Below are 14,607 nucleotides of genomic sequence, written 5' to 3'. Positions count from 1 at the left end.
GTTAATTTGAGATCTCCTGCTAGTCACTATTTTTGTGTCTCCCTCGAAACACCTGTAATGCTTGCTATTGTAGCATTCAGATATGTTTGGCACAAGTGGTGTACGAGGTGAATTTGGGGAGCAGATTACGGCGGACTTAGCGCTTGAGATTGGACGCGCTGTTGCGATTAATGGGGCCGATTGTATCCTTATTGGCCGAGATTCCAGAACAACCGGCTCAGTACTTCTTGATGCGGCTGCGGCTGGCGCGCGAGAATACGGTGCTGATGTTATCAGTATTGGTTACGCAGCGACACCGACAATTGCCCGAAATGTTCCATGGACTGATGCAGACGTTGGTATCGCTGTTACAGCGTCGCATAATCCTCCAACCGATAATGGAATTAAACTCTGGGACAGTGATGGGATGGCTTTTGACGAAGAGAAACAGCAGCGAATCACTGAGATTGTCCAATCTGATGAAATGTCATTTAATCCATCTTGGAACAGCGTTGGTGCTACTACCGTTGATACCCAGGCTGCTCATCGTCGTCATCGATCAGCGTTAGTTGATGCTGCTGTTAGTGATCATATTGGTGAACTTTCTGTTGTCGTTGACGTTGGTAATGGAGTCGGTAAAATCACAGCTGAAGCGTTCAGGGATCTCGGGTGTACGGTTAATACGTTGAACGCAAACCCCGATGGAAAGTTCCCAGCACGGCCAGCTGAACCGACTGCCGAGGCGTGTACTGTCCTTCGACAACATGTTGCTTCTACTGATGCAGACCTTGGGGTTGCACATGATGGCGATGCAGACAGAATGATGGCGGTTGATGAAACTGGTTCCTTTGTTACTGGAGACGCTCTTCTTGCTCTTTTTGCCCGAGAAGCTGTTTCCCCCGGAGACTCAATTGCTGTTCCGATCAATACGAGCCTGAGTGTCGAGGATACGGTCGAACAAGCTGGAGGAAATATTGTTCGGACAAAAGTTGGTGATGTATACGTTGCCACAGAAGCCAAACGCTCTGAGGTTGTCTTCGGCGGTGAACCGAGTGGTGCATGGATTTGGCCTGAAGAAACTTTATGCCCAGATGGGCCACTAGCAGCGATCAGGCTTGCAGATCTTGTTGCTAACCGTGGTCCTCTCTCGGATATTGTCGCTGAAATTCCATCATATCCCCTTCGGCGTGAAAGTCATTCTGTCGATGACAAACACGTAATCATGGATAAGATTGCAGATCACGCACAGCAATATGACTCGGTCACTCGTGTTGACGGAGTTCGAATTGAAACAGACGATGGATGGATGCTCCTTCGCGCAAGTGGGACAGAATCTTTAGTCCGCTTGACTGCAGAATCACGAAGCTCTGAGAAGGCCGATCAGTTACTTGCCGAGGCCCGAGATATCCTCCAAACATATCGGTAGTTTGTCTCCAATTCAAATTACTGATCAAATCATTATTCTTTGTTGAGTATGTGTTCCATCACATGGACGCAGTAATTATCGCTGCTGGTGAAGGCACGCGAATGCGGCCGCTGACTCGCTCTCGTCCTAAACCATTGCTTCCGATCGGCGAACGAACCCTTATTGAGCGTCTACTAGATCAATGTCTTCCTGTTGTTGATCGTTTTGTGATCGTCGTTGGCTATCGTGCCGATGACATTAAAGAAGTACTTGGTGATGAATACCGATCAACGCCAATTGAATATGTCCATCAAGAATCTCCTCTTGGAACTGCTCACGCAATTGAGCAAGCGCGCCCAGTTGTCGACACTCGATTCCTTGTACTCAATGGAGATGTGATGGTTGACCAGCAACTAATCGATTCGTTAGCCGCAGCAGACGGCCATACCATGGCGGCAACGACCGTCGAAGATCCGACATCTTACGGCGTCGTTGAGGTTACTGACGGCACTGTGACTGATCTCCAGGAAAAACCATCCGATCCTCCATCTAACCTAATTAATGTTGGTTTGTATGCGTTTACTCCCGATATTTTTGATGCAATTACAGAAATTGACCGCAGCCCTCGCGGTGAATATGAGATTACTGATGCAATTGAACACTTAATTGCTGACGGAACGACTATTCATCTCGCTGAATATGACGGGCTTTGGCTTGATGTTGGTCGTCCGTGGGAACTACTTGAAGCAGTCGAAACAGAACTTTCAACTCTCAGTCGCGACCTGACAGGGACAGTCGAGTCCGACGTCCATATCCATGGCCCGGTTGTCATTGAAGAAGATGCGCGCGTTCGATCTGGGACTTACATTGAGGGACCTGTTGTTATCCGATCTGGTGCTGATGTCGGCCCCAACTCATATCTTCGTGGTGCGACCGTAATCGACGAAAATGCAAGTGTTGGCAATGCTGTTGAGATTAAAAACAGTATCTTGATGAACGGAACCAATGTAAACCACCTTTCGTATGTTGGTGACTCAATTCTAGCAGAGAATGTTAACTTTGGTGCTGGAACCACTGTCGCTAACTTACGACATGATGACGGTAATATTCAGGTAAATATCAAAGGCGAATCCATTGATACCGGCCGCCGAAAACTTGGTGTTATTGTTGGTGCTAACACGAAAACCGGGATCAATACTAGCCTGAATGCCGGCGTCAAGTTATCTGAACAATCAACTACCAACCCGGGAGAGACTGTCTTGTCTGATCGATAATAATTGCCACCGTTATATGATGAAAAGAGTGGGTTAACTGTTCTGCCAGTTATTCGTCGTTTTCTTCATCGTCGGCTTCGGCTAACTCTTCTTCATCAGATTCGTCCTCTTCAAAGTCATAATCCGTCTCAAAGTCAGTATCGAAGTCGGCCTCAACATCTGTGTTTCGGGTGTCCCACCACAGATAGCTAATTAGGCCGACCATAGCCACAACAGCGAGGACGGCTAGTAGACCAATTAACATTAGCGCTTGCTTGATCCGTTGCAATGACATACATTCTACTATTTGCCCAGCCAACATATAAATCATTGCGACATAACCTATTGACCTCCCCGAACGCTTACCTTGATTCGCCCCTTGCTGTATTGCATGGATGTTATTAATCCTGCAACTGAGAAGCAGGTAACTTCTTATGAGCAACATACATCCGAAGAAGTTGAGGAAAAACTTCAGCAAGCGAGTTCTTCGTTTACGGAATGGCGCTCCCGGTCAATCCGAGAGCGCGAGCAGTTGCTTTCTAATGTTGCGGATGTACTACGCGATAACAAATCGACATATGCAGAGCAGATGACGACAGAAACGGGGAAACCTATTACACAAGCCCGCGCTGAAGTCGAGAAATGCGCTTGGGTCTGTGAACATTATGCCGAACATGCGAGCTCTTATGTCGATTCGACAACTCACCCAAGTCCCCCCGGAACAACTGCCCGGACTGAGCATGCTCCACTTGGTCCTGTTCTTGCGGTGATGCCGTGGAACTTTCCGTTTTGGCAGGTCTTCCGTTTTGCAGCACCGTATCTCACCGCTGGTAACGTTGGTCTGCTTAAACATGCATCCAATGTCCCAGGCAGTGCACTTGCAATCGAAGAGATATTTGAGAAAGCTGGATACCCAGAAGGAGTATTTCAAACCTTGTTAATCTCCTCTGATCAAGTTGATTCTGTAATTAGCGATGACCGAGTCAAAGCAGCAACGCTTACTGGAAGTGGTCCAGCTGGACGAGCTGTTGCTTCCACTGCCGGTGAACACCTCAAAAAAACTGTACTAGAACTCGGTGGAAGTGATCCATATATTGTCCTTGATGATGCTGATCTCGATACAGCAGCATCAACCGGTGTCTGGGCTCGAAATCAAAACGGTGGACAATCCTGTATTGCTGCCAAACGGTTCATTGTCGTAGATGATGTCTATGATACCTTCCTTGATCGATTCCTTGATGAAATTGACTCGCTGACAATTGGAGACCCAATGGAAGAAGAAACAGATATTGGTCCACAGGCACGTCCTGATTTACTCGAGGATCTCCACGAGCAGGTACAGAAAAGTGTTGAAATGGGAGCAAATGTCGTTGCTGGAGGTGAGCCTCTAAATCGCGAGGGAGCTTACTATCCTCCAACTGTCCTAACCGAGATTCCAGACGGCTGTCCTGTTGACTCCGAGGAGACATTTGGCCCTGTTGCAGCTGTTTATCGCGTTTCAGATCCGTCCGAAGCGATTGCACTTGCAAATGATACCGAGTTTGGCCTTGGCGCGAGCATCTGGACAAATGATCTCGAGCGAGGGCAAAATGTTGCAGAGCAGATTGACGCTGGATGCGTATATATTAATGAACTCGTCAAATCTGATCCTCGCGTTCCGTTTGGCGGTGTAGGCATCTCTGGCTACGGTCGTGAACTCTCTGAAGCCGGAATTAAAGAATTCGTCAATCGGAAGACTGTCTGGGTCCAACCATCCACCCAAGAGGATGATGAGGTGACAATTGAATGAAGGCATCTGACCTTCTCGTACGAAGCCTTGAGGCAGAGGGTGTTGAGCATGTATTTGGCGTCCCTGGTGAGGAACTTGAAGATCTGATGTTCTCGTTACGTGATTCGGATATCACGTTCATTCCTACTCGCCACGAACAAGGAGCGGCGTTTATGGCTAACGTGCATGGCCGCCTTACTGGTAACGCTGGTGTATGCCTAGGAACACTGGGCCCCGGTGCAACAAATCTGATTACTGGTATTGCAGATGCCCAACTAGACAAGTCTCCTGTCGTTGCAATTACAGGTCAGGGAAGCCGTGAGCGACTCCACAAAGAGAGTCATCAAGCCCTTGATATCGTTAATATCTTCGACCCGGTTGTCAAGTGGAACACGCAAATTACCGAAGCTGAAGTGGTTCCCGAATCAGTACGAAAAGCATTCAAGCTTTCAGAGCTGGAAAAACCTGGTGCAACGCATCTTGAATTCCCAGAGGACGTTGCTACAGAATCATATGATTCCCGTCCTCTTCCAACACGACCCCGTGTCCGCCGTCCAGATCCAGATATGAAATCTGTCCGACGTGCTGTTGAGTTGCTTAAGCGAAGTGACTCTCCGATGATCCTTGCCGGTAATGGCGCAGTCAGAACCCGAGCAGCCGAACGACTTCGAGCATTGGTTCAGCAAACCGGAATGCCCGTTGTCGCCACATACATGGGTAAGGGTGCTGTTTCGGACAGAATTAACTGCTCACTTATGACGCTTGATTCGGGGGCAAATGATGAGGCTTCTGATGCAATGTCTAAAGCCGACTGTGTTGTTTCAATTGGATATGATATTGCCGAACATGATCCAAAATCGTGGAATCCAGACCTTGATAAGCGGATCATCCACATCGACAGTGAACCTGCTGAGGTCTACCGTCATTACAACCCAGATGTCGAACTAGTCGCTGATATCTCAGCTACACTTCGATCGCTTATGGCGGAGATCGATGGACCACTTGGTCCAACTTGGTGTAAAGACTACCGCGAGCCGATTATGGTAGATGCCTATGGGCTCCCTGATTCTGATGAACCATTTTCCGTAAAAAAGACACTACCATATCTTCGCGAAGCAATGGGAGATCACGATATCCTTATCTCCGATGTTGGCAGTCATAAAATGGATATTGCACAGTACTTCCCGACATACGAGCCTGGGACATGTATCATTTCGAACGGTCTAGCAAGCATGGGAATTGCCGTTCCTGGTGGTGTTGCTGCCGATATGGCCGTTGATGCTAATGTCGTTGCAGCTACCGGCGATGGCGGCTTCATGATGAATGCTGCTGAAATTGAAACAGCCAAGCGGCTTGGTCTTGGATTTACTATCCTCCTGTTTAATGACAATGACTATGGGTTGATCTCGAAGAAACAAATCGAGTCGACAAGCGAAAGCTTTGGCACCCGACTGACGAACCCTGATTTCAAAACTCTTGCAGAAAGCTTTGGTATCAATGGATATCGTCCTGAATCGTGGGATGAGCTTGAAGACCTCCTCAAATCTGTTGTGCCTTCTGACGAAATGGATCTAGTAGAGGTCCCGCTCCCAACATAGTCTCTTTCTAGTATTCTGTCAGTATCATGCCTAACTAACTCTGAGATTGCCTGTCCAACGAGACAAATCGGAATGCTATTTTAATAGACTATCATCATTGTCTCTATGACAGAGACAGTTGCTGTCATTCCGGGCGATGGTATTGGCCAGGAGGTAGTTCCAGCAACAACCGACGTTCTCGATCATCTTGTCGATCTTGAATTTGTCGAGGCTGAGGCTGGCGATCACGTCAAAGAAGAACGCGGTGTTGCACTCCCTGAAGACACGAAACAAATCGTTACCGACGCTGATGCGACCTTATTTGGTGCTGCTGGTGAAACAGCGGCCGACGTTATTTTGCCACTTCGATCACTTGTTGGATCATTTGCAAACGTTCGACCTGCTCGTGCGTATCCAGGCACAGACGCACTTCAGCCTGAGACGGATCTTGTGTTTATCCGGGAAAATACTGAAGGCGTCTACTCCGGCATTGAGTCTGAGATCACGGACGGAGTTACAACACTTACTCGTGTTATCACTGAAGACGCTTCGCGTAAAATTGCTGAGTTTGGATTTGAGTACGCAGCCGACCGGGGATATAACTCTATTTCAATTGCACACAAAGCAAACGTAATGCGAACGACAGACGGACAATTCCTTGAAGCAGCTGAGACAGTCGCAGATGAGAAAGGTGCAGCCTACGATACTGTGTTGATGGACGCATTAGCAATGCATCTTATTATGCATCCTGAAGAGTTTGGTGTCGTTATTTGTCCAAACCTTGCTGGTGACGTTCTCTCTGACTTGGCTGCCGGCCTTGTTGGCGGATTAGGACTACTTCCAAGTGCCAACCTTGGAGATGACAATGCTCTTTTCGAACCGGTCCATGGTTCTGCCCCTGATATTGCTGGGGAAAATATTGCAAACCCGGCGGCAACGATGTTCTCTGCCGCAATGATGCTAGACCACCTGGACTATCCTGAAAAAGCAGATCAACTTCGCACGGCGGTTGAATCCACTCTTGCATCTGGCCCTGTCACGCCTGACCTTGGTGGCGACGCGACAACCTCAGAATTCACCAGTGCCGTAATCGAAGAGCTGTAGTCTCTCATTCTTCTGCAGCCACACTACAGGCTTGTTCCCACTTTTCTTGCTCTTTTAGATGATCCTCAAATGCACTTGCATATTCGTCTGCAAGCTGCTTTGCAGTCTGTAGTTGCTCTTCATCGATCTTTTCTTCTTCTTCTTCCCCGATACCGAGTGACCCCAGAATTCGTGAGACAATTCCGCCAGAGCCGGATTGTCCAGATGATTCGGGGGCAGCTGGTCCCATTGGCCCTTGCATATCCTCAAGTGCCGGCAACACATGTTCGATGTCATCTGTTCTTGCAACAAGCGTTGCTGACTCTGGGTCCTCTGGACTCTCGATCACAAACTCAACAGCTGTCATAATTGTTCCCCACTCTTGCGTCGTAAACGATGAGCTTTGTATCCGGTCAGAGAACTCTTGGTCAACTGCCATCCTGTCACCGATAAACTGATCAGTCCAATCTGCCATTGATAATGAGATAGTGTGTTGCACCTATCAGAATTGCGGCCGCCAGACGGCAGAAAAAGCAAATCCGCAATGCTCCTTCCGGGAGCCAGATCAGATAATCTGCTCTGAAGGCATGCCCGAAGACACTCTGCCTGCTATCTCTGTCGATTTGCGATGCTGATGTCAGTCTACAGTTACTGTCTCATCCCCGTCTATGACCTTGACGGTTGTCCCTGACGCTACCTTCTCAACAGCCTGCTCAAATCGCTCTGGGTTAATTTCAATTGGTGGAAATGTATCATAATGCATTGGAAGTGCATACTCTATATCTAACCAATCCGCGGCAATCGCGGCTTGCTTTGGGCCCATTGTAAAGTGATCGCCAATTGGTAATGCCGCGATATCCGGTTGTAAGTATTCCCCAATGACATCTCTCATCTCGCTCATTAGTCCGGTATCTCCTGCGTGATAGAATGTTGTTCCCTCTTCTGCCGGCATCGCTGTCGGATCTGTGTCACTGATGAGATAGCCGGCTGGCATTCCCGCTGATTGATTGTATCCAGTTTCAATACCGTTTGTGTGATCGGCACGATGCATTGTTACATATGCATCTCCACATTCGATTGTTCCTCCGATGTTCATCCCTATTGTATCCTCTATTTCGTATTCGTCTTCAACAAAGCCAACTAGCTCTGGTACTCCGACAACTGTCGATGTATCAAAAACACCTGTGTGTGCAATATGATCCGCGTGTCCATGCGTTAACAGGATATAATCTGGATCTTCCATCGATTCTGGCGACAGATCAGTATGTGGATTATCGAAAAATGGATCGATTAAAAACTCTGTTTCTCCAACTGTTACAGCCCAGGTTGAATGTCCATGCCAGGTGAGTTCCATATCTATGTATTTTCACGGAACTTTATTAACTGTCCTGTAACAAATCATATTTTACCTGTCATATAGACTATTTCCTAGTTTATAGGAATTTTTTGCCTGTACATCTTATTTTTGTCCTATGAGATCCGACAATAGTTGACGAACATTTCGACAACAGTTTTAGGCCGGACCTATTGATTTTCCGCAAATGGGTTCGTGTATCATTTGTGGCTCCTCAACTGATGGGGAAGTTTGTCCTATTCATGAAGAAGACGTTGCCTTCATATTTGAAGGAGACTCTCCGCATCAGTTGACGCCCAACCGATATTATCGTGGTACAGTAGATGGATTTGCTGATTTTGGTGTCTTCATCAACATTGGCGATAGCGTTACCGGGCTTTTGCACCGCAATGAACTTGACCAGCGTATCGAGAGTCTCGACTGGGAAGTCAGCGATACGGTGTATGTCCAGGTGAAAAACATCCGCGACAATGGTAACGTTGATCTTGGTTGGTCTGTTCGACAGGCAGTTAATGAATTCCGTGGGAGTCTCGTTGACACGCCAAACGGTGACCTTCGGCGTGACGATGACCGTTCTGAAGATGAGGAGACGACACAGCAAGACGAGGAGACAACACAGCAGGAATCTGAGCCGTCCGTCGAACCTGATTCTACGGACGTTGAGTCTCAGACTTCATCTGAAGAGGTCTCTCAAGATGGCCCAGCAAGTCCTATTGAACAAGAGTCTGATGACCAGCCCGAGCCAGACACATCGTCTGAACAGTCTGGCCGAGACTTTGAGATCGCGACGATCAGCTCACTTTCTGATCGCGTTAACGATGCTGTTCGTGTTGAAGGTGAAGTAACTGGTGTCCGACAAACTAGTGGACCAACACTCTTTGAGGTTCGTGATGAGACAGGAACTATCGAATGTGCTGCATTCGAAGGTGCTGGTGTTCGTGCATTCCCCGAGATTGACGTCGGTGACTATGTCCGACTTGATGGTGTTGTCGAATATCGACATGACGACATTCAAGTTGAGACAGAAACCATTCTCCAGCTTGCTGGTGAAGAGCGTGATGCCGTTGCTGGTCGAATAGAGTCAGCTATCAGCGAAGCTGTTCGCCCAGATCAGGTGACCTATCCAATTGAAGATGACCCTGCCTCCGTGCTTGAGCGAGATATTCACGAGGCTGCAACTGTTATCCGGAAAGCTATCAAGAATGCCCGTCCGGTTATCGTTCGTCATGCAGCGACGATTGATGGATATGCTGCTGGTGCTGCACTGGAACGGGCTGCGCTCCCATTGATTCGTGAGGAACACTCCCGAAGTGACGCTGAGTACCATTACTTCAAACGACGACCACTCGACAACTTCGTCTACGGTATGTCCTCTGTCACAGGCGACGTCTCAAATGCGCTTGAGACATGCGAACGTTACGGAGAGCGAAAACCACTGATGGTGCTCGTTGGTGTTGGTAGCACGAATGAGGCTAAAGATGCCTTCGAAATGCTTGATGTCTACAACATTAATCGCGTTGTTATTGACGACACCCGACCGGCTGATGATATCACTTCTGCGGCAGAGGCCGTTGTTAATCCACACCTTGTTGAAGCAACTAACGAGCAACTGACGACAACCGCTATGTCAACGGCAGTCGCTGCGACAATCAACGATGAGATTGCTGATGATCTGCAGCATCTTCCAGCAATTAGTTACTGGCATGATGGTGTTCTCGCATATGAGACAGCCGCCGAATCAGCAGGCTATGATCAGGATTACCGTCGGCAACTCAAAGATGCACTCGCACTTGAAGCGCACTATCAGTCATATAATGACAAACGCGAGCTAATACAGGATCTTCTCTTTGGCAAGGTTGATGATCTTGTTGCTCACATTGCTGAGCAGTCCCGTGAGCGGCTTGAGACCAGCCTTCAGCCTGCTCGTGAAAATCTATCCCGGAAAGAGTCTGGTGGTGTGACGTTCCTGAAACTCGATACCGATAGTTTCACCCATCGATTTGACTATCCACCAACAGAACTTCTGTTAGACGAACTTCATCGACAGGAACAAACCGAGATCGGCGGACCACTTGTTACGCTCGGATATGGAACTGATGAACTCCACGTTCGTTCGACCGAAACGATTGATCTGCAGGCAATCGTTGATCGCGCCTCAGAAGTTGTTCCGAGTGTCTCTGGTGTCGGTGGCAAAGATGGATATGTGCAGTTCCTCTCTGGTGTTCGTGAGGATGCACTTGATGCAATCGTTGGAGCAATTGCAAACGAAGTTGGATCACAATAACTGATCTCAACCGGCCTGTATTCGCTTAGAAAAATCAACAAATAGCTCGTTCTTTTTGTTGCTTCACTCACTTAGTGCGCTAGCGGGTTGTTAGATGCTGGCTTAATTTGAGCGAGATTGATAACAAAAATCCAACGCTCAGGAGTACAAATGCTGTTGTTGCTGCATAACTAATTGCAGCACCATCTTCCATTTGCTCGAAGAGCGGGACTACTGCTGCCGCCCCCGTGAATACTAGTACTGGTAATGACTGTCGTAATAACGTGTCAATCAGTGTCCCTCGAGTAGCTGGCTCACGTATTCGCTTCTGCTGAAAGTAGACGCCGTATCCGATGGCAATGAGTGCAGCGATGGCAACTGCGCCTGTTATAACTGGTGAATTAGTTACAAATACACCAATTGCTGCAATCGGTACTACTACGACTAATAGTATTTCTCCTGCCTGCCGGAACTGGAATTGTCCAAAGCGTTCTGTCTCCGTATTTGATAGTGTGGTTGTGTAGTACGCTTCTCGCATTGTCAACGCTAGCAAGACTGCAACTCCGAGTAATAGCACAGCAGTCATCCCACTCATCGCCGTTAGTAGTTCAAGAAGTCCAACAAAGCCCGTTATACTCCCGGCGAGCCCGACAAACAGAAAATATCGCCACAGGCCGATTTGTGGCCGACCAGCGCGACGACTGGCACGCCATGAAAGTATTCCCATACGAGCACTCACGATCACAAGAAGTACATATCCAATCAGTATCGTCAATGCCCCGCCATCTGATAATGTGGTGCTAACGGTTCCAAACATCTCAGTCATGATCGGTTCTTACTGTTGCCATTGCGTCTCTGATATCCTTACACATCTCATCAGCTGATTCATACCGCCTGATCTTTCGCGTTGCCAGTGCTTTTTGCACAATCCTATCTGTACTTTCTGGGATATCTTCGTGAATGCTTGATGGTGGCTCAATTGACCGAAGTGCCTGCTTTGTCGTTTGCATTTTTGTCTGTATTGCTGGTATCTCTCCAGTTAAGATGTAATAAAACGTCGTGCCAAGATGATAGATATCTGTTGCCCAGTCTCGTTGTCCATACTGCTCTCCAAAGTACTCCGGCGCTGCAAACCGGGGGTCAGTCGAGATTGTATTATCCACACTACTGAGAACAGTATCAATGCCAAATCCGACGATTAACTCCTTGTCATCGTCCTGTACCATAACCTGTGATGGATCAATTGCAGTATGTGCTATTCCTCGTTCGTGTGCGTGTGCAACAGCTTTTGCTAACCGGTAGCTTGTTTCCAGCGCTGCTACAACTGATGTCTTCTCTGCTGAAATCAATGAACTATCTGCATACTCGATGACAATCCATGGATGTGGGGACACTCCGTAATCATATACGGTGGCAATGTGTGGATGATCGTCTACCTGCTTCCATCCATTAAATGCTGTCCTACATTGCTGCTTGAATTCTTTTCCTGGAGTTTTCTCTGGTGGTACATAGGTGCGCAGTAGTGCAGCTTGTCGATTATTCTGTTCTCGAATTAAAACCACGTAGGTTCTAGTATAACTGCTACTATTGAGCCGTTCCATCACCTTCTCAATAGCGACGTCTGTCTGATCTACCCCCAGTGTGATCCGGTTTTCCTTGACAACTTTATCCTTCGGTATCTTCGATAGCTCTTTTTTGTCACCTACTAATGGGTCCGTAGTTCGCCAGTCACGTGGTGTCCCTCGCCGCTGTATTTGCTGTGGAAACTGCTGTCGTAGCCACTGTCTGACAAGGTCTGCTTCCTTCGTTGCTATCTGTCTAAGTTGATGACGGATTTCATCTGCTAACTTTGGATGCTCTGTTGCTGCTTGGCATAGTCCCCATGCAGCTGTCACCCGTTTATCTGCTGTTCCATCCTCAATCCAGTACACTAACTCTGACATGCGTTGTCGGAGCTCATCTGAGGTTAACTCCGAAATCTGATCCGGATCAAGAGGTGAACTACCAGAAATCATCTATATTTCTCTCCATTACGGTTGTTTTGAAAACTGTTCTAGTGTTTGGTACTACATTTCTAATAGTATAAATACATTTAGCTGATTTTAGCTGATAGCAGGCGCTAAGCTACTTTCCTCAAGCCCCCGCCAACGGCGGCGAGTAGCCAGGAAGTCCACTGTGTCATGGAGATACGTTAGAAAACCTTTCTTGTTCGCTCCGACGTGCTCCGTCATCCTTATTCACGCGACGACCTTGGTTAATATACGATGAGTACAGGTTCAGCGGCGGAATCAAATACTTTTGAGCGTGTCTGCTCTGAAATCATTAATCGAATTCTTCAAGAGGATCTTGATCGAGATGATATTGAGCCACTCAAACGAGAAGTCTGCTCAGAGCACTCAGCACCTCGTGTCCCTAAAAATACTGAGTTGCTTGACCACGCTCCTGATGGCCGCCGTGAGGATCTAGAGGCAATTCTTCAACGTAAGCCTGTCCGAACAGCTTCAGGTGTCTCGCCCGTTGCGATTATGACTAGTCCGAAGACTTGCCCTCATGGCCAGTGTCTCTACTGTCCTGGCGGACCAGATTCTGAGTTTTCATCAGCACAAAGCTACACTGGCGATGAACCAGCAGCAGCCCGAGCTGAACAAAATGACTATGATCCATATGGACAAGTTACACTTCGACTCAATCAACTCCGCGAGATTGGGCACCCTGTCGATAAGACAGAACTTATCGTCATGGGTGGAACGTTCCCTGCACGTAGTCATGATTATCAGGAGTTCTTTGTCAAGCGGGCGCTTGAGGCAATGAATGACTTTGATCCAGAAGCTGAACCGAACCCAGCAGAAGGAAAGAGCTTCGCTCAGGATCCATCCGAATACGAGTTCAAGTATCTTGAGGATATAATCGAGGAAAACGAAACTGCGAGTGTCCGTAATATTGCAACTACATTTGAAACAAAACCAGATTGGTGCGATATTGAGCAAATCGACCGCATGCTTAGCCTAGGAGGTACAAAAGTCGAGGTTGGTGTCCAGACAACCTTTGAGCGTGTCAACCGTGAGATGCGTCGAGGGCACGGCATTCAGGAATCAATTGATGCCAACCGTCGTCTACGCGACGCTGGATTCAAAGTTGGATTCCACATGATGCCAGGACAACCAGGAACTTCTCTTGAGATGGTTCGTGAAGACTTCCGACGTATCTTCGAGCAATCTGATTGGCGTCCGGACTATCTTAAAATCTACCCGACGCTTGTAGTTCCTGACACCGTCGTGTATGACATGCACCATCGCGACGAATTTAGTCCATTAAAAAGTGAGCGTGCAGCCGAACTAATTGCTGATATTAAGGAGATGATTCCACCGTATACGCGTCTGCAGCGTGTGATGCGTGATATTCCTGCAGGACATATCTCTGCTGGTATTCAGAAGTCGAATCTTCGACAACTCGCAAGACATGAACTGGAAGATCGGGGAGAGACATGTCGGTGTATCCGTTGTCGTGAGGTCGGCATGAACGAAGAGACTCCTGACTCAATTGAACTTCTTGAACAACGGTATGAGGCTGTCGGCGGTACAGAATATTTCCTCAGCTTTGAAGATCAAGACCAGGATCTTCTTATCGGATTCTGTCGACTTCGATTCCCCGGTAACCCGCATCGTCCTGAACTCCAGAACGCAGCGATCATTCGCGAACTTCACGTCTACGGAAACCAGATCGGAATTGGCAAATCAAGTGACGACTGGCAACATCAAGGATACGGAAAACAATTACTCGCACGGGCTGAGGAAATCACTGCCGACGCCGGATATGATCGACTTGCTGTTATCAGTGGCATTGGCGCTCGTGAGTACTATCGAAATAAACTCGAATACGAGCAAGACGGTCCATACGTAGTCAAAGACCTATAGCTCCGTTCCCA

12 protein-coding genes are annotated in these 14,607 nt (G+C 47.9%); 7 read left to right on the top strand and 5 right to left on the bottom strand.

All coding sequences use genetic code 11. The features are described from left to right. Positions 1-82 precede the first annotated feature (82 nt). Complete coding sequence (gene glmM, locus K0C01_RS03525; RefSeq protein WP_221170666.1) at positions 83-1,405, top strand: phosphoglucosamine mutase; 1,323 nt, start codon at positions 83-85, stop codon at positions 1,403-1,405. 62 nt (positions 1,406-1,467) lie between these two features. Beyond that, a complete protein-coding gene (gene glmU, locus K0C01_RS03520; RefSeq protein WP_221170665.1) occupies positions 1,468-2,658 on the top strand; it encodes a bifunctional sugar-1-phosphate nucleotidylyltransferase/acetyltransferase in 1,191 nt (396 codons plus the stop codon). Between the two features lie 49 nt (positions 2,659-2,707). Here glmU and K0C01_RS03515 read toward each other — a convergent pair whose 3' ends face one another. Beyond that, positions 2,708-2,932 carry a hypothetical protein gene (locus K0C01_RS03515; RefSeq protein ID WP_221170664.1) on the bottom strand — a complete coding sequence of 75 codons (225 nt, stop codon included), beginning with the start codon at positions 2,930-2,932 and terminating at the stop codon, positions 2,708-2,710. A gap of 96 nt (positions 2,933-3,028) precedes the next feature. Here K0C01_RS03515 and K0C01_RS03510 point away from each other — a divergent pair, with 96 nt between their 5' ends. The 3 genes from K0C01_RS03510 to K0C01_RS03500 all read left to right on the top strand — a co-directional run bounded on the left by K0C01_RS03510 (position 3,029) and on the right by K0C01_RS03500 (position 7,086). Then, complete coding sequence (locus K0C01_RS03510; protein WP_221170663.1) at positions 3,029-4,426, top strand: NAD-dependent succinate-semialdehyde dehydrogenase; 1,398 nt, start codon at positions 3,029-3,031, stop codon at positions 4,424-4,426. Next, complete coding sequence (locus K0C01_RS03505) at positions 4,423-6,003, top strand: acetolactate synthase large subunit (protein WP_221170662.1); 1,581 nt, start codon at positions 4,423-4,425, stop codon at positions 6,001-6,003. Before K0C01_RS03510 ends, K0C01_RS03505 begins: the two co-directional genes overlap by 4 nt. Before the next feature lie 105 nt (positions 6,004-6,108). Then, positions 6,109-7,086: an isocitrate/isopropylmalate family dehydrogenase gene (locus K0C01_RS03500; RefSeq protein ID WP_221170661.1), complete on the top strand. Its 978-nt coding sequence runs from the start codon at positions 6,109-6,111 to the stop codon at positions 7,084-7,086. Positions 7,087-7,090: 4 nt separating this feature from the next. Here the strand turns inward: K0C01_RS03500 and K0C01_RS03495 are convergent, their stop codons facing one another. Beyond that, the gene (locus K0C01_RS03495) at positions 7,091-7,540 is read right to left on the bottom strand and encodes a DUF5799 family protein (protein WP_221170660.1); all 450 of its coding nucleotides are present in this window, start codon (positions 7,538-7,540) and stop codon (positions 7,091-7,093) included. A 162-nt stretch (positions 7,541-7,702) separates the two neighbouring features. Beyond that, the gene (locus tag K0C01_RS03490; RefSeq protein WP_221170659.1) at positions 7,703-8,419 is read right to left on the bottom strand and encodes a metal-dependent hydrolase; all 717 of its coding nucleotides are present in this window, start codon (positions 8,417-8,419) and stop codon (positions 7,703-7,705) included. A 187-nt stretch (positions 8,420-8,606) separates the two neighbouring features. Here K0C01_RS03490 and K0C01_RS03485 point away from each other — a divergent pair, with 187 nt between their 5' ends. Continuing rightward, positions 8,607-10,703 carry an OB-fold nucleic acid binding domain-containing protein gene (locus K0C01_RS03485; protein ID WP_221170658.1) on the top strand — a complete coding sequence of 699 codons (2,097 nt, stop codon included), beginning with the start codon at positions 8,607-8,609 and terminating at the stop codon, positions 10,701-10,703. Between the two features lie 79 nt (positions 10,704-10,782). On the opposite strand, the gene K0C01_RS03480 is transcribed toward K0C01_RS03485, so the two are convergent. Next, complete coding sequence (locus tag K0C01_RS03480) at positions 10,783-11,508, bottom strand: hypothetical protein (RefSeq protein WP_221170657.1); 726 nt, start codon at positions 11,506-11,508, stop codon at positions 10,783-10,785. Then, on the bottom strand, positions 11,501-12,697 hold the full coding sequence (locus tag K0C01_RS03475) for a protein kinase domain-containing protein (protein WP_221170656.1): 1,197 nt from the start codon (positions 12,695-12,697) through the stop codon (positions 11,501-11,503). Before K0C01_RS03475 ends, K0C01_RS03480 begins: the two co-directional genes overlap by 8 nt. A gap of 249 nt (positions 12,698-12,946) precedes the next feature. Here K0C01_RS03475 and K0C01_RS03470 point away from each other — a divergent pair, with 249 nt between their 5' ends. After that, positions 12,947-14,596: a tRNA uridine(34) 5-carboxymethylaminomethyl modification radical SAM/GNAT enzyme Elp3 gene (locus K0C01_RS03470; protein WP_221170655.1), complete on the top strand. Its 1,650-nt coding sequence runs from the start codon at positions 12,947-12,949 to the stop codon at positions 14,594-14,596. The last annotated feature ends 11 nt before the right edge of the window (positions 14,597-14,607 follow it).

The sequence above is a fragment of the Salinarchaeum sp. IM2453 genome, assembly GCF_019693215.1.
GTDB lineage: Archaea > Halobacteriota > Halobacteria > Halobacteriales > Salinarchaeaceae > IM2453.
This window is presented reverse-complemented; position numbering and strand designations above follow the sequence as displayed.